Origin of the sequence: Pseudarthrobacter sp. BRE9 (assembly GCF_031844305.1) — a bacterium.
Classification (GTDB): domain Bacteria; phylum Actinomycetota; class Actinomycetes; order Actinomycetales; family Micrococcaceae; genus Arthrobacter.
Genome location: NZ_JAUZUY010000016.1, coordinates 1 through 20,439, shown reverse-complemented (window position 1 = coordinate 20,439; position 20,439 = coordinate 1). Strand labels below are relative to the sequence as shown.

17 protein-coding genes and 1 pseudogene are annotated in these 20,439 nt (G+C 66.1%); 7 read left to right on the top strand and 11 right to left on the bottom strand.

Going from position 1 to position 20,439, the window contains the following annotated elements:
* From Q9R31_RS20035 to Q9R31_RS19995, 9 genes and pseudogenes are all read right to left on the bottom strand, one after another.
* Positions 1-724 (bottom strand): annotated as a pseudogene (locus tag Q9R31_RS20035) (bifunctional D-altronate/D-mannonate dehydratase); the annotation flags it as partial.
* A gap of 50 nt (positions 725-774) precedes the next feature.
* Entirely contained in the window at positions 775-2,280 is a 1,506-nt protein-coding gene (locus Q9R31_RS20030) for a mannitol dehydrogenase family protein (protein WP_311264460.1), read from the bottom strand.
* Positions 2,277-3,680 (bottom strand): glucuronate isomerase, encoded by a 1,404-nt coding sequence (gene uxaC, locus Q9R31_RS20025; protein ID WP_311264459.1) that lies wholly within the window; start codon positions 3,678-3,680, stop codon positions 2,277-2,279. The genes Q9R31_RS20030 and uxaC overlap by 4 nt, the downstream gene beginning before the upstream one ends.
* Positions 3,681-3,683: 3 nt before the next feature.
* A complete protein-coding gene (locus Q9R31_RS20020; protein WP_311264458.1) occupies positions 3,684-4,589 on the bottom strand; it encodes a sugar phosphate isomerase/epimerase family protein in 906 nt (301 codons plus the stop codon).
* Between the two features lie 3 nt (positions 4,590-4,592).
* Positions 4,593-5,756: a Gfo/Idh/MocA family oxidoreductase gene (locus Q9R31_RS20015; RefSeq protein ID WP_311264457.1), complete on the bottom strand. Its 1,164-nt coding sequence runs from the start codon at positions 5,754-5,756 to the stop codon at positions 4,593-4,595.
* Positions 5,753-6,601, bottom strand: a complete 849-nt coding sequence (locus tag Q9R31_RS20010) for a sugar phosphate isomerase/epimerase family protein (RefSeq protein WP_311264456.1) — start codon at positions 6,599-6,601, stop codon at positions 5,753-5,755. The genes Q9R31_RS20015 and Q9R31_RS20010 overlap by 4 nt, the downstream gene beginning before the upstream one ends.
* A gap of 2 nt (positions 6,602-6,603) precedes the next feature.
* Positions 6,604-7,527: a carbohydrate ABC transporter permease gene (locus tag Q9R31_RS20005; protein WP_311264455.1), complete on the bottom strand. Its 924-nt coding sequence runs from the start codon at positions 7,525-7,527 to the stop codon at positions 6,604-6,606.
* Positions 7,524-8,534, bottom strand: a complete 1,011-nt coding sequence (locus Q9R31_RS20000) for a sugar ABC transporter permease (protein WP_311264454.1) — start codon at positions 8,532-8,534, stop codon at positions 7,524-7,526. The genes Q9R31_RS20005 and Q9R31_RS20000 overlap by 4 nt, the downstream gene beginning before the upstream one ends.
* Positions 8,535-8,540: 6 nt before the next feature.
* Positions 8,541-9,902, bottom strand: a complete 1,362-nt coding sequence (locus tag Q9R31_RS19995; RefSeq protein ID WP_311264453.1) for an extracellular solute-binding protein — start codon at positions 9,900-9,902, stop codon at positions 8,541-8,543.
* 217 nt (positions 9,903-10,119) lie between these two features.
* Here Q9R31_RS19995 and Q9R31_RS19990 point away from each other — a divergent pair, with 217 nt between their 5' ends.
* Positions 10,120-11,172, top strand: coding sequence for a LacI family DNA-binding transcriptional regulator (locus Q9R31_RS19990; protein WP_311264452.1), 1,053 nt, complete (start codon positions 10,120-10,122; stop codon positions 11,170-11,172).
* A gap of 156 nt (positions 11,173-11,328) precedes the next feature.
* Here Q9R31_RS19990 and Q9R31_RS19985 read toward each other — a convergent pair whose 3' ends face one another.
* Together Q9R31_RS19985 and Q9R31_RS19980 are read right to left on the bottom strand one after the other, a co-directional pair.
* Positions 11,329-12,576, bottom strand: a complete 1,248-nt coding sequence (locus tag Q9R31_RS19985) for an FAD-dependent oxidoreductase (protein ID WP_311264451.1) — start codon at positions 12,574-12,576, stop codon at positions 11,329-11,331.
* Entirely contained in the window at positions 12,569-13,864 is a 1,296-nt protein-coding gene (locus Q9R31_RS19980) for an aromatic acid/H+ symport family MFS transporter (protein ID WP_311264450.1), read from the bottom strand. The genes Q9R31_RS19985 and Q9R31_RS19980 overlap by 8 nt, the downstream gene beginning before the upstream one ends.
* A 48-nt stretch (positions 13,865-13,912) precedes the next feature.
* Between Q9R31_RS19980 and Q9R31_RS19975 the strand changes: the two genes are divergently transcribed.
* The 6 genes from Q9R31_RS19975 (at position 13,913) to Q9R31_RS19950 (ending at position 20,353) form a co-directional block, all read left to right on the top strand.
* Entirely contained in the window at positions 13,913-14,719 is an 807-nt protein-coding gene (locus Q9R31_RS19975) for an IclR family transcriptional regulator (RefSeq protein ID WP_311264449.1), read from the top strand.
* 120 nt (positions 14,720-14,839) lie between these two features.
* Positions 14,840-15,970 carry a cupin domain-containing protein gene (locus Q9R31_RS19970; protein WP_311264448.1) on the top strand — a complete coding sequence of 377 codons (1,131 nt, stop codon included), beginning with the start codon at positions 14,840-14,842 and terminating at the stop codon, positions 15,968-15,970.
* A complete protein-coding gene (locus tag Q9R31_RS19965; protein WP_311264447.1) occupies positions 15,970-16,812 on the top strand; it encodes a fumarylacetoacetate hydrolase family protein in 843 nt (280 codons plus the stop codon). Before Q9R31_RS19970 ends, Q9R31_RS19965 begins: the two co-directional genes overlap by 1 nt.
* Positions 16,812-17,570 carry a maleylpyruvate isomerase family mycothiol-dependent enzyme gene (locus Q9R31_RS19960; protein WP_311264446.1) on the top strand — a complete coding sequence of 253 codons (759 nt, stop codon included), beginning with the start codon at positions 16,812-16,814 and terminating at the stop codon, positions 17,568-17,570. The genes Q9R31_RS19965 and Q9R31_RS19960 overlap by 1 nt, the downstream gene beginning before the upstream one ends.
* Positions 17,571-17,792: 222 nt before the next feature.
* On the top strand, positions 17,793-19,391 hold the full coding sequence (locus Q9R31_RS19955; protein WP_311264445.1) for a helix-turn-helix domain-containing protein: 1,599 nt from the start codon (positions 17,793-17,795) through the stop codon (positions 19,389-19,391).
* Complete coding sequence (locus tag Q9R31_RS19950; RefSeq protein WP_311264444.1) at positions 19,388-20,353, top strand: glutaminase; 966 nt, start codon at positions 19,388-19,390, stop codon at positions 20,351-20,353. Before Q9R31_RS19955 ends, Q9R31_RS19950 begins: the two co-directional genes overlap by 4 nt.
* The last annotated feature ends 86 nt before the right edge of the window (positions 20,354-20,439 follow it).

Genomic DNA, 20,439 nt, shown 5'->3' with positions numbered 1-20,439 from the left:
ACCAGAACAGGTCATACGGCTCCAACGCCTTGCCCAGCTTCGCGGCCTGGATCGGCGTCATCCGGTGATGCCCGTCATGCAACAACGGGATCTCCGGGCCGAACTCGTTCCGGACCGCCTCAAACACCGTCGGCAAATGCCGCAAATACGCCCGAGTGTCCCAATCCTCCTCCACCGGGAACGCACCCCGCCCGGCCGGCTCATAGTCATACCGCTCCCCCGACGCCTGCGCCTGCGCCGCCACCCCATACACGGCCTTGATCCCCGGCACCGCCGTCTGGATCCGGATCGACTTATACCCCAGCTCCAAATGCTCCCGCACCGAATCAAACAACGACTCAATGTCAGCGCCCGAGGCGTGCCCGTACGCCCGCAACCCGTTCCGCGACGCACCACCCAGCAACTGGTACACCGGCATCCCCGCCAGCTTGCCCTTGATATCCCACAACGCCATATCCACCGCAGCGATCGCCGCCATCGTCACCGGACCCCGCCGCCAATACGCACTCCGGTACAGGAACTGCCACGTATCCTCAATCCGATGCGCGTCCTTACCAATCAGCAGCTGCGCCACATGCTCCTTCAAATACGCCGCAACAGCCAACTCCCGCCCATTCAACGTCGCATCACCAATACCCGTCACACCATCCTCAGTAGTAATCCGGAGCGTCACAAAGTTCCGGGACGGACTGGTAACGAAAACATCGGCGGCAATGATCTTCATGGGAATTAACTGTTCCTTCCGGAAGTGAAAGCGTTGTCAGAAAAGCAGGGTTAGGTGTGTGTGGGGGTAGCGGGAGCCGGCGTCGTCACAGTGAAGGATCCGCACAGGCCGTGTACCAGGGCGACGATATCCGTGTCTTCGGCGATGCCGGCATTGACCAGGCGGAGCAGGGCCTGGACCCTCTCGATGCCCTCGAGGGCATTGGCCGCCTGGATCTCCGCGGCCAGCGGATCCTGGACGTCCCTGGCGGTGTTCAGATAATCGACCCACGCGGCAAGCATCAGGCCGGCTCCGGCACCGCTGCGCCCTTCGGCGCGCTCAGCCGTCAGGACAGGTACGGCGCGCATCCGCAATTTTGTGGTGGCGTCGGCAGCGATCTGGGCAAGCCGGTGGGCGATCCGCGCATTTCCAAAGCGCTCAAGCAGCGCCTCCCGGTACTGCGGGACGTCCAGTCCCTGCCCCTTCAGGTGGTTTGCGGCCTCGTCCCAAAAGTCCTCCACAGCCTTCCGGCACAGCGGGTCGGCCAGCGCCTCGGCCACCGTGACGTGCCCGCACAGTTGCCCGGCGTAGGCCAGGATCGAGTGCGAACCGTTGAGCAGCCACAGCTTCCGGTTCTCGTAGGGCTCGATGTCATCAACCACGACGGCGCCCGCGTCCTCCCAGCGGGGCTTGCCGGCCGGGAAATTGCCGCTGAGCACCCAGTTCCGGAACGGCTCGGCAACCACCGGCGAGTGGTCGCTGTAGCCGCACTGCTCTGCCACTTCCATGATGTCCTCCTCAGTGGTCCGTGGCGTGATCCGGTCCACCGAGGTGCTGACGAAGCTGACATTCGCCCCGATCCACTCGGCCAGGTCCTGGCCCCAGGCTGACGCCATGCCGAGGATTCCCCGGCGGGCAACGTCGCCGTTGGCCGAGAGGTTGTCACAGCTGACGACGGCGATCGGCCCGGCGCCGCTGTCCCGCCGGGCTGCGAGGGCCAGCACCAGGCGTCCCAAAGGAGTGCCGGGCACCCGTGCCTCGCCGGAAGCAGCAGTCCCGCCGGAAGCGGCAGCCTCCCCGGCAGCGGCAGTCTCCCCGGCTGCCGCTGCCGACAGCGCGCGGAGGTCATCCGCCACACCTGGCGCATCGGCGTCGAACGTTCCATCCGCCGCCAGCCCGTAGGCAGCCTCGGTGATGGTGAGGGTGACAACCGCCGTTTCCGGGGCGGCGATGAGCCGGCACAGCCGGGCGACATCAGCACCGTCCACGGCTTCAACGATGCTTCCGATGACTTCGAAGCTGTCCCCGCCGGCAGACCTCTCCACCAGGGTGTAGAGGCAGTCCTGGGCGGAGAGGGCCTCCGCGGCGTCGGGGCGTCGGCCCGTGAACGCCGCGATTCCCCACTCGGCCGCGTCCGGCGCGTGCTGGGTGTACCAGGCCTGGTGGGACCGGTGGAATGCCCCCAGTCCAAGGTGCACGATGCGCACCGGGGCCTTGGGCAGCGGCTTCAGGTTCCGGTCCAGCACGGGAACACGGTTCAGTGCAGGAACAGAGTCGCGGGCAGGCGGGGTATTCACAGCTTGAACACCCGCCGGGGCGAGGCGTCCACGATGTCCACGATCAGTTCGTGCGCGCGTTCTTCGGTGACCCGGTGCTCCGCCACCAGCCGGGCCAGGAAGGAGGCTTCAATCCGGCGGGCGGTGTCATGGCGGGCCGGGATGGAGCAAAAGGCCCGGGTGTCATCGATGAAGCCCGAGGACCGGGAGAAGCCGGCTGTTTCCGTCACCGCGGACCGGAAGCGGAGCATGGCGTCCGGTGCATCCAGGAACCACCAGGGTGCCCCCAGGTACACCGACGGGTAGAACCCGGCCAGCGGGGCAAGTTCGCGGGAGAACACAGTCTCGTCGAGCGTGAAGAGGACCAGGTGGAAATCCTTGGCCGTCCCGAAATCCTGGAGCAGCGGCCGGACGGCTTCGGTGTAGTTGACCGCTACCGGGATGTCATGGCCGGTATCCGCCCCGAACGCCTTGAACGTCGGCGCGTGGTGGTTGCGGAACGAGCCCGGATGGATGGTCATGACCAGTCCGTCCTCCACCGACATCCGCGCCATCTGGTAGATCATGTGCGCTTCGAAGGCGTCCCGGTCGGCAGCACTTGCCTGGCCGGCCCGCCCCCGCTCGAAAAGCCGCTCCGCCTCGGTGTCGTCCAGCTTCAGGGTGGCCGGCGTGAAGACGCCGTGGTCCGCCGAGACCGCGCCGCGCTCCACGAAGTGCCGCCGCCGGGCCTCAAGTGCCCTGATGTAGCCGGCGTAACCCGAAGCGCCTTCCCCTGCGGAATCGACGAGGCGCTCCACGTTGTCCTGCCAGGCCGGATGCGCCATGTTCAGATACTGGTCGGGGCGGAAGGTGGGCAGCACGCGCGCGGCGAACGCAGGGTCGGCGTGCAGCGCGGCGTGGCTGTCCAGCGTATCCAGGGGATCGTCCGTGGTGGCGAGCACCTCGATGTTGAATTCCTTGAAGAGCTCCCGGGGCCGGAAGCCCGGCTCCGAGAGTTTGGCCTGCAGGGCGTCGTAAAGCCGGTCCGCGTTCTCCGCGGACGGTTCCTCCGCCAGCCCGAACACGTGGGTGAACTCCTGCCGGATCCAGTAACCGGATGCGGTTCCTTCAAACGCCGGCCATGCCTCGCAGAAGTGCCGCCACACCTGCCGCGAATCGGCGGGCCGGCTGCCCAGTCCGAGCTGGTCCATGGGTACCCCGCCGGCGTGGATCAGCCGGGTGACGTAGTGGTCCGGGGTGACCAGCAGGGCAGCCGGGTCCGGAAAGGGGGTGTTCCGCTCGATGACGGCAGCATCCACGTGCCCGTGCGGGGAAATGATGGGCAGCCCCTCCACCTTTTTGAAAAGTGACCGGGCGATGTCCCGGACGCCGGGATCAGCCGGCAGGAGCCGGTCCGGGTGGTCCGCAATCGGCGTTCCCATGGCTCAACGCCTCCCTGCCGGGACGGAGAGCCCGGCCAGCGCGGCCGTGGAGCGGAGGTAGTCGAGGTTGTCCGCCGTCCGATCGGCCAGCGGGAGCTCGGTGGAGAAGTCCTCCACCGTCACCCAGCCGTCGTAGCCATAGGCCGCGAGCGCCTTGAAGTACTCCAGCACGCTGCCCTGGCCTGACCGCAGCGGAGCCCATTGGTTTCGGAAGACGGCGGCGCCGGAGTCGTCGGTTTCACCGCTGTTGACCCACACCGCGTTCTTCACGTGCACGTGTGCCAGGTAGTCGCCCAAGAGTTCGAACGCGGGGAGGTAGTCCTCCTGTCCTTCGATCAGCAGGTTGCCCAGGTCGTGGATCACGCCCACGTGCCGCGGATCCAGTCCGTCCAGCAGCCGCAGGGCGGAGGAGGCCGAAGCGGTGATGGTGCGGTGGTGAAGTTCCACAAGGGCCTTCACCCCATGGTGGGCAGCCCGTTCGGCGATCCATTCGAAATCACGGCGGGCTCCGGCAAAGAGCTCAGGGTACGGCGTCCCGCTGGCAGGCTCGTTCCCCCATGCCGCCGTTCCCAAGGGAAGCGTGGTCACCCGGACCTGGCCCGCGCCCAGCCTGGCGGTGGCGGCCAGCATGCGGTCCACGTCCTCGTGGTTGTCGCACCGCGCGTATCCGCCGATGCCGGAGAATTCCAGGCCGGCGCCGGACGTGAGGGCGGCGATCCGGTCCAGGTGGTCTTCCATGCCGGTGAGCGGGACCGTGGCCTTGTTGCCGGCCCAGAATCCCGGCTCGGGGGCGTCGGCCTGGTCCGTGATCCGCCACTCCACGCCGTCCCAGCCCTGGTCGGCGAGGTGCTGCACTGCTTCTTCGGGCGTCCACTCGGGGGTTGATGCGGTAAATACTGAAAACTTCATAACTCAGGCGCTTTCTGCCGCGGTGCTGCCGGTGCGGACTTCAAGATCGTTGTACTTGCCTGCCAGGACGTCGTCGAAGAGGACGGGCTGGCCAAGGGTGGCCGAAACGTAGACGGAGCGCACCGCGGCGAGCGCGTTGACGGCGTCGCTGACGGTGACGCCGGCCTGCCGTCCGCCGACGATGGCGGCCAGGATGTCCCGGTACTGCCGGACGTGGCCGGCAGGATAGACGGTGGGATCCGCGGCCTTGTAGTCCTCCTCCGGATATTTGGCCAGTTCCTCTTCCGCCTGGTTGCCGCCACCCTGCAGGCCCATGTCCGCGGATTCTCCGCCGGCATCCCTGCTGTGGAAGTACTGCAGCCGGTCGTTGTCCACCACAGCGGATCCTTCGGAGCCCATGAGCTGGACCCGTACGGTCAGGCCGGGGTACGCCGCGGTGGTTGCATGCAGGACTGCCAGGCCGCCGTTCTCGAACGTGATGGTGGCAACGGCGGTGTCTTCGACCTCGATGCGTTCGTGCGCAAGCCGGGCCGTGTGCGCGTGGATCTCAACGGGGCGTCCCATGAACCACAGCAGCAGGTCCACGGTATGGACGCCCTGGTTCATCAGGGCTCCGCCGCCGTCCATGGACCAAGTGCCCCGCCAGTCGCCGGAGTCGTAGTATCCCTGGCTGCGCCACCAGGCAACGGAGGCGATGGCGGAGGTCAGCCGGCCGAAGCGTCCCTTGGCCACGGCGTCGGCAACAGCGACGCTGGACTGGTCAAAGCGGTGCTGGCTGATGACCGAGGCCACGATCCCCCTGCCCGCCGCTTCCTTGGCGGCGGCTTCGATTTCCTGGGCCTGGGTGAGATCAACGTCAAGGGGCTTTTCGATGACCACGTGCTTCCCGGCAGCCAGGACTTCCAGGCCCTGCTGGATGTGCAGTCCGCTGGGGGTGGCCAGCGCCACGAGGTCGATGTCGGCAGCGCCGAAGGCCTCCTGCAGGGTGGTGAACTGCGGCGGCCGTGGCCCGCCTTTCTTTTCGATGAAGTCCGCCAGGGACTCTGATGCTGCCGGAATGGCATCCACGAGGGCGACGATCCGGACCTCCGGAAATGCCTGGAGGGCTACGGCGTGGGTGCGGCCAATAACGCCACACCCGGTGATGGCTACGTTCAAGGTGCTCATGCGGTCTGGACTCCTGCTTCTGCGGTGACTTTTGCGAAGGCGCGTGCGGCGATGCCGAAGGCGGTGGGGCCGGAGAACCCGCCCAGCCCGTGGGCACCGGCGAGGTGCGGCTCCAGGGAGGCGAAGCCCTGGTAGCCGTCGGCCTTCAGGGCCTCCACGGTGCGGAGCACATCCCCGTCCCCTTCACCGGCCGGGACCACGTGGCCGTTCTCGAACAACGCGTCCTTGACCTGCAGGTATTCAAGGTGCGGCCGCAGTTTGGCGTACCCCTCGTCGAAGGGCTTGACCCCCACCTGGACAAAGTTCGCAGCATCCCAGGCCACCTTCAGGGCCGGCGAATTGACGGTCTGGATGATGTCCAGGACGCGGTCGGGAACGTCGCCGAAGATGTCCTTTTCGTTCTCGTGCAGCAGGATCACGCCGCTTTCCTCCGCCACATCGGCGAGCGCCCGCATCCGCTCCATCACGGCGTCGCGGATGCTGTCCACCTGCACTGATTCGCCGTAGTAGAAGGAGAAGATGCGGATGTAGCTGGCGTCCAGGACCTTGGCGGCGTTCACTGCCCGGCGCAGCCGTTCCACTTCGTGCTCCACGGGGAGGCTGACATCCACTTTGCCAATGGGGGAAGCGATGGCGGAGACTTTCATGTCTTTTTCCGCCAGCAGGGACTTCAGGGCCTGGAGCTGTTCATCGCTCAGGTCCACGATGTTGGTGCCCCAGGCGCTGCGGACTTCGATGTGGTTGGCGCCGAGGGCCTGCAGGACTGCTGCCTGGACTGCAGGGTCGTCGTCGATCTCGTCGCCGAAGCCTGACAGCTGCCAGGTGACCTGGGTGGTCGAAACCATGGTTATTTAACTCCTCCGGCGGTCAGCCCGCCTACTAGGTAACGCTGGAAAATCAGGTACAGAATGACTACTGGTGCCGCGCAGACAAGGGCTGCCGCCATCAGCTGGCCGTAGAACGGAATGGCACCGCCTTCCTGGGAAGCGCCGAAGATTTGAAGCGCGACGGCGGCCGTCTGGCTTTCCGGCCGGGTCATCACCGATGCGAACAACACGTCGTTCCAGCCAAGCAGGAAGGCAAAGATGCCGGAGACAACGATGCCGGGCCAGCTCAGCGGCAGGACGATCCGGAACAGCACCCCCAGGTTGGACGCGCCGTCGATTTTGGCTGCCTCCTCCAGCTCCCTGGGAAGCCCCCGGAGGTAGGTGACCATCACCCAGGTGGAGAACGGCATGGCGAACGTCAGGTAGGTCACGAACAGGCCCCACTGGGTGCCGATGACCTGGATCCCCAGGTACGTGGCGGCCGAGGAGAACAGGACGAAGACCGGCAGCACCATGAGGGTACCGGGCACGGACTGCAGGGCCAGCAGGCCGCGGAGGATGGTCAGCCTGCCACGGAAGCTGTAGCGGACCAGGACGAACGCGGTGGATACGGACAGCGCGGCGGAGACCACTGCGGTTGCTCCGGCCACCAGGACGCTGTTGGCGAGGCCGCCGGCCAGGCCCACGCTGGTCCAGATCTTCGAGTAGTTCTCGAACGTCACCGTGGACGGCCAGAATTCGCCGTTGGCCACCCCGATGTCCGAGTTCACGGAGGCCAGGAAGATATACAGCACCGGAATCAGGACCAGGGCGCCCAGGAAAACCAGGACGATGATCAACAGGGGGGCCGGGAGCAGCCGCAGCACCTCGTGCTGTCGATGCGACCCCGGACGGTCGACCTCGGAGGCCGGCGCGCCCTGCCGTTTGGCTGTCGTGGTGCTCATTTCTTGGCTCCTGGTGAGTCGGCGTCGTCGAGCTTTACGGCGCGGAGGTAGATGAACAACGGAATGGCGATGAGCACCAGGGAGACGAAGGCCATGGCTGCGCTCAAGCCGAAGCGGAAGCTCTGGAAACTCGTCACGTACGTGAGGATCGGGAGGACTTCCACGTCCGCAGGCGCAGGAACACCGAACAACACGAACGGAAGGGTGAAGTTGTTTATGTGGTGCAGCATGCCGATCAGGAATGCGAGCGCCAGCGGTCCCTTGAGGTAAGGGAAGATGACGTAGCGCAGCTTGTTCCACCACAGCGCCCCGTCGAGTGCGGACGCTTCATGGACCTCATGGTCCACTGACTGCAGGCCGGACAGCGCCAGCAGGTAGATGAACGGCCAGGAGGCCCAGATCTGGACCAGTACCAGCGTCCAGAAGGTCTGTGGCCCATTGAGCCACAGTCCAGTGTGGATTCCCACGCTCCCGAGGGCCTCGTCCACGACGCCGCCCGGGCGGAGCATGGTGCGCCATACGGTTGCCACCACGAAGGAGGGAAGGACGTACGGGATGAGGAAGACCGAGCGGATGACGGCGCGGCCCTTGAACGCGTTCTGGGTTGCGACGGCGGCAGCGATACCGAGCGGCAGGGTCACCACCATGGCGAGCAACGAGTAGCTGACACTGAGCCAGACAGCGTGCAGGAGGGGCGAGGCAGTGACGGCTTCAACGAAGTTTTCAACCCCGATGAACGGCGCACTGACCCATTTCCGCAGCGTGTACTGGTCCAGATTGAGGACGGACATGTAAATGCCGAGCAGGAGCGGCAGCACGATGATGATGATCATCAGGACCCCGCCCGGGATCAGCATCCAGAGCGGCCGGTTCCGTTCGCTCAGGCCTTTCCGGCGCAGCCCGTCGTTGTGGTCAGGCTGTTGCCCGGTCGCATCAGCATCCCGGGCCGCCCGGCTTGCGGCGGACTCCGCCGCAAGCCGGACTTCGTTAGAGGCGTCGGTTGACATCAGAACTTATCCTTTGGAGGCCCGGTCCAGGGAAGCCTGGCCCTTGTTCTGGGCATCTTTGATCCGGGATTCGAGGGCCGATGCGTCCACCTTGCCGGCGGCCAGGTCCGGAACCGACTGCACGGTCACGTTCAGGAGCGCGAGCTGGATATCGCCCCAGGCACCGGTGAAGGGTGTCGCCTTGGACTTGGCAGCGGCCTCGGCCATCGGCTTGAGCTTCGGGTCGGTCAGGCTGGCGAGGGCCTCGGCGTTGGCCGGCAGGTCACCGAAGATCTTCTGGTAGTTCAGCTGCTCATCCTTGGAGGTGATCAGCTTGATGTATGCGAAGGCCAGGTCCTGCTGCTTCGAGTAGTCGGCGACCACCAGGTTGTCACCGGAGAGGATGCTGGCGGCGTCACCGTCGGACTTGGACTGCGTCTGGCCGGGTGCGACCGTGGGCATGAGGGTGTACTCGTACTTGCCGGCAATTGCGGACTTATCGAGCGTCGGGATGGAGGTGGCAGTGGTCATCATCAGGTAGCCGGCCTTGCCGCTGGCAAAGGCGGCCACGGCGTTGCTGTTGCTCCAGCCCACGGAGGCAGGATCGACGACCTTGTCGTTGGTCAGCCAGCCGAAGTACGTCTCGTAGGCCTTCTTGACGGCGGGGTCATCCATCTTCAGCTTGTTGCCGTCAACCAACGGGTTGCCGGCCTGGACGGACATGGCCCAGATGAACTTCCAGGGATCGAAGCTGTCCTTGTATCCGGTGGCGAGGCCGTAGGTGTCGCCCTTGGTCATCTTCTTGGCCTGGACAGCAAGCTCGTCCCAGGTGGTGGCGGGCTTGTCGATGCCGGCAGCGGCCAGCAGGTCCTTGTTGTAGGCCATCACGAACGGGCGGCTGACGAAGGGAATGCCAACCTGGTGGTCCTTGTCCGGTCCGGAGATGCCGAGGGCTGCGGGGTTGAACCGGTCCTTGCCGCCCACCTTCTTCCAGTCGTCGTCGGTGAGGGTGACAAAGGCCTTGGTGGAGAAGGCAGTTGGGGTGAAAGTCGTACCGAGGCTGTAAACGTCCGGACCCTGCCCGGAGACCACGGACGTCTGGATACGCGTGAGTTCATCGTTGGCCGAGGCGAAGGTTTCGAACTTTACGTCCGCTCCTGTCTCGGCCTTGAACTTCGCAGCGATGTCTGACTGCCACTGCTTCTGCTGCTCGGGGTACTGGCTGGAAACGTTCACCAGGACGTTGAGGGTCTTGCCCGTTCCGTCCACTTTGCCGTCTGCGTTCGTGGAACCTCCCCCGCCGGTCCCGGAACCCGAACCGCAACCGGTCAGGGCGAGTGCTGCAGCCGTAACAATCGCCGCAAGCCCAGTAGTCGATTTAAACCTCATTGTTTTTCTCCTCTAGGACACCCACATGGCCACATCCGTCCTGTGGCGGAAATCACTGCAGGCGACTCGAAAGTCAGTCTAGGAAGGCGGCAAGCCTGTGGCAAGCGGTTGCCAAAAGTTGCCATGAGTGCTCTGATGGATGCAGTAAAAGTCAGGGCACGCCGGCAGGAAACTGGGGATGGCGGTTCGTCCAGCCAGCAAGGAAAGGTCCACTGCCATGGCTGATCAAGGGGCTGCAGAAACCGCAAAGGGCGCCCCAACAAGGGATGCGCGGCCGGACCGTCCGCCCACCATCCGCGACGTCGCCGCGCTGGCGGGGGTGGCAACGTCCACCGTGTCACGCGCTCTCGCCCGGCCGGACCGGGTCAACCCGCGCACGCGGGTACGGATAGAAGAAGCGGCTGCGGAATTGAACTACGTGCCCAGTTCGCAGGCCCGCGGGCTCAGCTCCGGACGGACCAACGCTGTTGCCGTGCTGGTGCCCGACATTACCAATCCGTTCTACTTCGACATCATCCGCGGGGCCCAGCACCAGCTCAAGGCCGCCGGCGTGACCCAGCTTTTGGTGGACACAGAGGAGTCCAGCGAAATGGAACTGGATGCGCTGCACAAGATGCGCAAGTCCGCCGACGGTTTCATCCTTGCCGCTTCGCGCCTGACGGACGCGCAATTGGCGGAGGTCTCGCGGACCCAGCCGCTGGTCACCTTCAACCGGGCCTCCACCAGCGCCCCCACGGTGATGATCGATACGCCGTCGGCCATCATCCAGGCGCTGGAACACCTGGCCTCCCTGGGCCACCATAAAGTCTGCTACGTCGCCGGTCCGCCCACTTCATGGTCAAACCAGATGCGGTGGAAGGTCTTCGAGGAGGACGCTACAAGGCGCGGGATGGAGGTCCACAGGATTGGGCCTTACACGCCGAAGACCACGTCGGGGGCCGCCGCGGCGGACGCAGCGGTCAGGACGGGGGCAACGGGCTGCATCGTCTTCAACGACCTGCTGGCCATCGGCATGCTCCAACGCCTGCAGGCCCGCGGTATCCGGGTGCCCGCCGACATGAGCATCATCGGATCGGACGACATCTTCGGCGCCGACTTCTGCAACCCGCCCCTGACCACCATCTCCAGTCCCATCGAACAGGCCGGCAGGGTGGCGGTGTCCATGCTGCTGGCCCAGCTCAACCCGCTGTCAGGAAGCGCCAGCCGCCAGCTGGCCGTCATGCCCACCCACCTGACCATCCGGGAGTCCACCGGCCCCGCACCCCAATAAACGCATCGATTGCTCCGTAACAGCCGTTTTGACGGGCCAGAAGGACAGTTAGGGAGCGATCGATGACGGTTTCCGCTGCCTTCTGTGCCACACCAAAGGCGGGCGTACGACGGCGGGAGCCACCCGCCGTCGTACGCCCGCCTTTGTGAGCGGTGCTTAGGCTTCCACGAGTTTGGCGCCTGCCGGGGCCTCCGCCGGAACGCCGGGCTCGCCGCGGCCGTACAGCCAGTCGTTGTACTGGAAGTTGTTGTCGCCGCGGCTCTTGAACAGCATGTTCCGCAGGACGCGGGCCACACCGTCCACGTGCCAGGACTCGCCCCAGATCCGGGCCGTCCGCTGCACCCGGGCCGTCCGGGCGGCGCGGGCTTCGTTGAACTCGCGGAAGGCAGCCTCCCAGGCGCCGGCGTCGATCCCCTCGGGGGTGAAGACCTTGTTGCGGGCCACGTCCTGCAGCACCGCCGCGTCCTCCAGCGCCTGGCAGGCACCCTGGGCCAGGTACTGCAGCATGGGGTGTGCGGCATCGCCGATGAGTGCCATGCGGCCGGACACCCAGTTCTCGATGGGGTTGCGGTCGTACATGGGCCAGCGGATGCCGGTGGCCAGGTTCTTCAGGGCTTCCTGCACGGCCGGGACGCAGTCCTTGTACGCCGCCTCCAACTCGTCGACGCCGCCGTACTGCTCCTCGCCGCGTTCGAATGACGGGGACTTGAACACTGCTACGGTGTTGAGCAGCTGGCCCTTCCGCAGCGGGTACTGGACCAGGTGGCAGTTCGGGCCCAGGTAGACAATGACGTCCTCCAGGTCCGCGGCCGGGGTCTCCTCCGTGATGGGCACCGTCCCGCGGTAGGCCACGTAGGCCGAGTTCACCGGACCGTCGTTGGCAACCGTGCCGCGGAGGGTGGACTTCAGACCGTCCGCTGCCAGGATGGCGTCGGCCTCGAAAACCTCGCCCTTGGCGGTGTAGGCGCGGGCAAGGTCACCGTCGGTTTCCACCTTCTGCACCAGGACGTCGTTCACCAGGGTGACGCCGGCTTCCTGGCAGGCCTCCAGTAGGATGCGATGCAGGTCGCTGCGGTGGATGACAACGTAGGGAGCGCCGTAGCGTTCCTCGAACTCGCGGCCCAGGGTCTGGCGGGTCAGTTCCTCGCCGGTGACCGCATCGCGGAACACCAGGTGCTTGGGCTGGACGCCGATTTCCAGCGCCTTCTCCAGCAGGCCCCAACGCTTGAGGACGCGGGAAGCGTTGGGGGCCATCTGCAGGCCCGCACCCACTTCACCGAAGGCCGGTGCCACTTCAACCAGCGTGACCTCGGCGCCGTTTTCGCGGAGCGCCAGGGCTCCGGCCAGTCCGGCCATGCCGCCGCCCACCACGAGGACGTCGGTGGACTCTTTGACGTTAGACATTCGAAACTCCTACTGCTGTTGATTTCTTGATTTTGATGCCGACTGCTGCGATCAGGACTGCTGCCGCGGCGGCTGCTCCGGCAAACGCCAGGAAGTTTGAATTGACGCCCAGGCCTGCTGCGAGCAGGAGCCCGCCGGCCTGCGGGGCGGCCACGGCGCCGATCCGGCCCACCCCGAGTGCCCAGCCCAGTGCGGTACCGCGAAGGTGCGCGGGATAGTGGCTGGCGACGGCGGCGATGATCAGGCACTGGGTGCCGTGCGTTCCCACGCCGGCAAGCACCAGCATGAAATAGACGACGGCGACGGGCGGCCCGGTCACCAGGACCACCAGGGCGACGGCGGCCACGGCTGCCGCCGCAATGGCCGTGGGGATGGGCCCGAACCGGGTGCCGGCCCAGGCGGTCAGTACCGAGCCGGCTACGGCACCGAGGTTAAGCGCCAGCGCGAAGGTCAGGGCGGATCCAAGGTTGTAGCCCGCCAGCTGCATAAGGTTGGGCAGCCAGGTGCCCAGGCCGTACCAGGCGAAGAGGGTCACCAGGGTGCCGATGGCAAACAACACGCTGGTGCCGAGGTAGGGCGCCCGAAGCAGCGAACCGAATCCCACCGACGCCTTGGCGGTGGTGCCGGCGGTTGTGCTGGCAGGCTTAGGCGCCAGGGTTTCCGGCAGGTACCGAAGGCCCAAGGGGATCACCACCAGCAGGGCGACGACCGCGACCAGGAACATGACGGGCCAGCCGAAGGCTGGAATCAGCGGGATGCCCACCAGGGCGGCGATGGAGCCGCCGATGGGAACGCCGGACATCATCAGGGTGGCGATGGTGGACCGCCATTTTTCCGGCACCAGTTCGGCCACGAGGGCATTGGCCGAGGGCACCAGGCCGCCCAGTCCGATGCCGGCCAGCAGGCGGAGGCCGCCAAAGACCGGCGCATTGGGCGCAAAGGCACAGAGGATGGTGAAGACGGAGAACACGATGGCGCAGCCGATAATGGTGTGCCGGCGGCCCCAGGTATCGGACATCCGGCCGGCGAAGACCGCGCCGATCATCATGCCGACGAAGGCCATGGACCCGATGGTTCCGGCCGTGGCCTTGGTCAGGCCCCAGCCGGTATCGCTGATGAGCGAGCCCTGGACTGTGCCGTAGACGATCAGGTCATAGCCGTCGAAAACGACCAGCAGCCAGCACACCAGGACGGCAAGCACGGAACGCCGGGGGAACCCGGAAAGGCCTGTGCCCCGAGCGGGGGCGGCCGTAGGCTGCGGCGCTGCAGCGGAAGTTGTGTGATTCATCCCACCACTGTGCTGGCAGCCATAGCGCACCGCCCATAAGATTCTGTTATGCAGAATCTTCCTGCCCGGCGGAAGCCCACCTATTCCATCGAAGCGGTGGACAATGCCCTGCAGCTTCTCCAGCTGCTTCGGGACGTTGGCAGCCTGCGGCTCAAGGACGCGGCGGAGGAACTGGGCGTGGCGCCGTCCACGGCCCACCGGCTCCTGGCCATGCTGGTATACCGCGGCTTTGCCATCCAGGACGAAACGCGCCGGTACGTGCCCGGGCCGGCTATGGGGGCGGGCCCGGCAGGCTTCAGTTGGACCAGGAAGCTGCGGGATATTTCACGGCCGCACATGGAACTGCTGTGCGCGCGCACCAACGAGACCGTCAACCTCATGATCCGGGTGGGCACCAAGGTCCGCTTCCTGGACACGGTGGAGAGCAGCAACATCCTGCGTGTCGGGGACCGCCAGGGAACACTTCTCCCCGCACACAAGGCTTCAGGCGGCAAAGCCATCCTGGCCGAACTCGATCCCACGGTGCTGGAGCAGCTGTTCCGCAGCCCCAACGCAGAATTGGCCGGCGACTACATCCCGGGCGCCGAGTACCCCGCCTTCCTGCGCGAGCTGGAGTCGGTCCGTGCCAACGGATTCGCCGCCAACTTCGAGGGCACCGAGGAGGGCATCAGCGCCTTCGGAATGGCCCTGCACAACGGCAAGGGCATGGTGGTGGGCGCATTGAGCGTGGCAACCCCGGTGGCACGGTTCCGGCCGCTGTTCGACGCCGGACTGGTCAGCGTCATGATGGAAACGCGGCGCCAGCTGGAACTGGACATCGCCGCCAATCCGGCGGACAGCCCAGGGGGTGCCTGAGCAGGGCCAGCGGCGCCACTCCGCAAGAATTCTGCCTGCCAGAATATGCTGGGGATCACAGCAGATCTTCCCTAGGGTCGAATCCACGCCGCAGTCAGTCCGCACGCAAGGAGAAGGCCAGTGTCGATCAGCGCTGAAAACCAAACGCACGAATCCGTGGCACAGGAACACCATGTTCCCGCGCCCACCCCGGAGGAGGCTGCCCAGCTTGAGCAGCTGTACCGGGATTTCGATAAAGAGAACCTGATTCCGTTGTGGACGGAGATCGCGGACCTCATGCCCATGGTTCCGTCACCGAAAGCAGTGCCCCACGTCTGGCGGTGGAATGGCCTCTACCCCCTGGCCGCCCGCGCCGGCGACCTGGTGCCGGTGGGGCGTGGCGGGGAACGCCGGGCCATCGCACTGGCCAACCCGGGCCTGGCCGGCACCCCCTACGCCACTCCAACGCTGTGGGCGGCCATCCAGTACCTCGGCGGCCGCGAGACGGCCCCGGAGCACCGCCACTCGCAGAACGCCTTCCGCTTCGTTGTTGAGGGCGAGGGCGTGTGGACCGTGGTGAACGGGGACCCGGTCCGGATGTCCCGCGGCGACTTCCTGCTCACCCCGGGCTGGAACTTCCACGGCCACCACAACGACACCGACGAGCCCATGGCGTGGATCGACGGCCTGGACATCCCGTTCGTGCACTACGCCGACGCCGGCTTCTTCGAGTTCGGCACCGAGCGGGTCACCGACGAAGCCACCCCGGACATCTCCCGCTCGGAGCGGCTCTGGGCCCATCCGGGCCTGCGCCCGCTCTCCGGGCTCGATGACACCACCAACTCCCCGATCGCGGCCTACCGGTGGAAGCACACGGACGCCGCCCTGCGCGAACAGCTGCTCCTCGAGGACGAGGGCCACCCCGCCACCGTCTCCCAGGGCCACGCCGCCGTCCGGTTCACCAACCCCACCACCGGCGGGGACGTGATGCCTACCATCCGGGCCGAGTTCCACCGGCTCCGCGCCGGCGCCTCGACCGAGACCATCCGCGAGGTGGGCTCCAGCGTCTGGCAGGTCTTCGAAGGCACCGGCAGCGTAACCCTGAACGGCGAAACCAGGGTCCTGGCCAAGGGCGACCTCTTCGTGGTGCCGTCCTGGGCCGCCTGGTCGCTGCAGGCCGAATCGGAGTTTGATCTGTTCCGGTTCAGCGACGCCCCCATCTTCGAGCGCCTGAACTTCAACCGCACCTACACCGAAGGACGCACCAAGTAATGAAACTCCTCACCCTCCGCCTGACCAACGGCACAGGCAACAGCAACAGCACGACGGCGGTCCGCCAGGACGGTGACACCCTCACCGAGATTCCGGGCTTCTCCGACGTCGGTGCCCTGCTGCAGGACCCCAACTGGGAAACCACGGCGAAGGCAGCCCACGGCGCAACGCACCCCCTGGCCGGTGCCGACTTGGCCGCCGTCGTACCGTCCCCCGGCAAGATCATCTGCGTGGGGCACAACTACCGCAACCACATCAAGGAGATGGGCCGCGAGGTTCCCGAGCACCCCACCCTGTTCGCCAAGTACGCCGAATCCCTGATCGGCCCCAACGACGACCTCGCGCTGCCGCAGGAATCGGACACGGTGGACTGGGAAGCGGAGCTCGCCGTGGTAATCGGCAAGGCCGGCCGCCGGATCCCCGAGGCGGAGGCCGCCGGACACATCGCCGGCTATGCAGTTCTGAATGACGTGTCCATGCGCGACTACCAGTTCCGAACAATCCAGTGGCTGCAGGGCAAGACCTGGGAGAAGTCCACCCCGTTCGGCCCCGCCCTGGTCACCAAGGACGAGTTCACCGCCGGACCGCTGATGACCTCGGCCGTGGACGGTGAAATCCAGCAGAGCACTCCCACCTCGGACCTGGTGTTCACCCCGGAATTCCTGGTCTCCTACATCTCCACGATCACCACCCTCAACCCCGGCGACGTCATTGCCACAGGCACCCCCGGCGGGGTGGGCCACGCCCAGGACCCCAAGCGCTACCTGCAGGAGGGCCAGATCCTGGTGACCACCATCGAGGGCCTGGGCCAACTGACGAACCGCGTGGTCAAGGAAGCCTGATGGTTGCCCGGCACGACCAGACCATTGATCCCGTCCTGCTCGACGGGCTGCTGCAGGCCCGGCGCGGCACCGCGTTCTTTGCCCGCAAGCTCAACGAGCTTCCGGACGCGGACCTCGACGGGGACTCGCTGCTGCCGGGTTGGACCCGCCGCCACGTTGTAGCCCACGTGGGCTACAACGCCCGGGCCATCGCGCGCCTCGTGGAGTGGGCGGCCACCGGTGTGGAAACGCCCATGTATCCCTCCGTTGAGGTCCGCAACCACGAGATCGACTTCGGCGCCACGCTGAGCCCCATCGCCCTGCGGAACCTGTTCGACCACTCTGCCGTGCACCTCAACGTGGAATGGCGGGACCTGCCTGCTGATTCCTGGCATCACAAGGTCAAAACCGTCCAGGGCAGGACGGTGCCGGCGGAAGAAACAGTGTGGATGCGCACCCGCGAGGTATGGGTGCACGCCGTGGACCTGGACAACGGGGCGACCTTCAAGGACATCCCCGCGCCCGTCCTGGAACGGCTGCTCAAGGACATCACCGGCGCCTGGCACGCCCGCGGGACGGACAAGGACCTGGTTGTCGAGGTCACCGGCCAGGCCTCGCCGCTTACGTACGGCGACACTGCGGCCGCGTCGCCCACCGTGGTTTCGGGTTATCTGCCGGCCATCGCGCAGTGGGCCACCGGACGGGGCACGGACGGAACCACGTCAAAGCACGACGGCGGATTGGTCACCCCGGCGCCACCGGCACCGGCCTGGATCTGACGGGAACACATAGACCGCACCAAAGGCGGGCCAGCATGGGCTGGCCCGCCTTTCGGCGTTACAGCAGGTCATTCCGGACCATGGGCAGCCTTCGCCTCGGGCTGGAAACCAAAAATGGTTCCTTGAACTTGGAACGGATTCCATGAACTCACATCACGACGCTGGATAGCATGAGGTGACCGGACAGAGCCGTCCGGTGGGATCAACGCAAAAGGACAACCCATGGCCGCGGTTACGGTGGATGACATCCTCTCGGATCTCCCCCTTGGCTTCGCCAGCCTTATCCTCCGGCCTGCCCCTTCGGCGCCGGCCATCGAACGGTTCCTGATTGTCGACGCCGACGACGAAGCAATCGAGGCCGCCAAAGCCTTTGTGCTGCTCATCGGGGTCCGTGGCAGGTCCGCGCTGCCCGCCCTCCGTCGCCTCCTGAAGGACCCGCCCCCGGTGGTCGCCCTGAAGGGCCAGCGTGAAGACCTCGCCGAAGCGGAAGAACTCCTCCGCGCAGCCGGGTCCGGGCTGCTGCTGGTGGATCCCGCAGCGGACTGGGACCGCCTGCTCTCCATCGCCAAGGACCGGATCCAGCCGCGCAGCTACCAGAGCGAAGTACTGACGCTGCTCGAGGAAGACCTGTTCGCGATCGCCCAGACCACGGCGCGGCTCACGTCCAGCCACGTGCTCATTGAGGATGCCGCCAACAAAGTCCTGGCCTATTCCACCGTCACCAACGACATTGATGAACTCCGGAAAGCGTCCATCCTGGCCCGCCGCGGCCCCCGCAAATACGAACTGCTGCTCAAGGACCTCGGCGCCTACCGGGAACTCCACCGCACCCGACAACCCGTCCGTGTCCCCGAAAGGCCCCAGGACGGGCTGCGGGAAAGGGCGGCCATCGCACTTTTCGCAGGCGACCGGATCATGGGCTACATCTGGCTCCAGGAAACCGGCGGCGGCTTTGGTCCGGATGTCGAATACGTCCTCACCGGATCCGCGGCACGCGTCTCCGCCGAACTGATCCGCTACCGCAACCAGCAGTCCGTCCACATGCGGGAGGACCGGATTGCGCGGATCCTGTCAGGCCCCGCGGAAGCCGCCGCCTCTGCCCACAGCGGAAAAATCCCGTCGGAACGTCCCGCCGCACTCATCCTCATCGGCCTGTCCGACGCCGACTCGCGGGCCGACGACGCCGGGCTCAAGCACGGCGAACTTGCCAACCTCGCGTCCATCCACGCAGCCGCCTATAAGCCCACCGCCGTCGTCGGCCAGTTCAACGGTGACACCGCGATGATCGTGCCTGACCTGCAGTCGAGCACCGCGGAATCGGGGCTAAGGTCGCTGGCCGAGGCCATCGTTCGGGATGCCCGCAAACACCTCGGCATCACTCCGTACGCCGCCGTCGGGCCCCTGGCACCGGACCTGTTATCCCTCCACACGGTGACCCGTATTACGGAGGCGCTGCTGGCCTGCGTAGGCACCGCGGAACCAGGCACGGTTGCCGGTGTAGAGGATTTCGAAGCGGAAATCCTCTACCGCGAGGCGGTGCGGAACTTCCACTCTTCACCTTTCCGCCACCGCAGCCTGGCAGCGCTCCTCCAGGAGGACGCCGAACTCGCCGAAACCCTCCGCGCGTATTTCGACGCGTCCTTTGACGTCGCCGAGTGCGCCAGGCGGATGAAACTGCACAAGAACACCGTCTACTACCGGGTGGCCAAGGCCACCCGGGTGACGGGCCTCAACTTCGGCAGTCCCAGGGACACCCTGGTGGCACTGCTCCACCTCCAGGAGTGGGCCTCCACCTCCTACGACACTTCAGGCAGGAAATGACCACAACGCTCGGCGCACCACCCCTGGACATCCTCCTCGAGGACATCGTCCGGCAGCACCGGCCGCGGAAGGAAACGGGTGCCGTACCCCGAAACATCCCCTTCCTGGCCAACGTCCCCTTCAACCGGTTTGGAATCGCCGTCGCCACCACAACCGGTGACGTCTTTTGCTCCGGCGACGCAGACGTCCCCTTCTCCATCCAGAGCATCTCCAAGGTGTTTACCCTGGCCATGGCGCTGCAGGGCGGCGGGTCGGGCCGCCTGTGGCAACGGGTGCTGCGTGAGCCGTCCGGAACGGCCTTCAACTCCCTGGTCCAGCTCGAAGCCGAACACGGCATCCCGCGCAACCCCTTCATCAATGCCGGCGCCCTGGTGGTCACCGACCACCTGATGGAAGGGACGCCCGACGCCGCTGCGCACCTCCTGCGGTTCCTCACCGAACAAGCGGGTCAGCAGGCAGGCGGCCAGGGAAAGGCGCCGGAACGGCACGGGCCGTTCATTGACGAGGCGGCAGCTGCCGGTGAATTGGCGGGCAGCAGCCGCAACCTTGCCCTGGCGCACTTCCTGAAGGACTTCGGCAACCTCACCCAGCCCGCGGAAGCAGTGGTGGAAAACTATGTCCGCCAATGCTCCATCATGATGACCTGCACGGAGTTGGCCAAGGCCGGCCTGTTCCTTGCCAACGACGGACAGGGAGCCTCCGGCACGGTGCTGTCACCCAGCGAGGCCAAGCGGATCGGCTCCATCATGCTCACCTGCGGCATGTATGACGCCGCCGGCGAATTCGCCTACCGCGTGGGGCTGCCCGGCAAGAGCGGGGTGGGCGGCGGAATCCTGGTCATCGTGCCGGGCCAGTGCGCCATCTGCGTGTGGAGCCCCCGCCTGGACGCGAAAGGCAACTCCCTCGCCGGCACGGCAGCCCTTGCCGACCTGTCCGACCGCACCGGCTGGTCAGTTTTCTAATTTTCCCACCCAAGCAGATCTTCCCCGGATCGAAAGGAAATACCCCATGCCCAACAACCCCAATGACGAGGTTGGTTTCGACCATA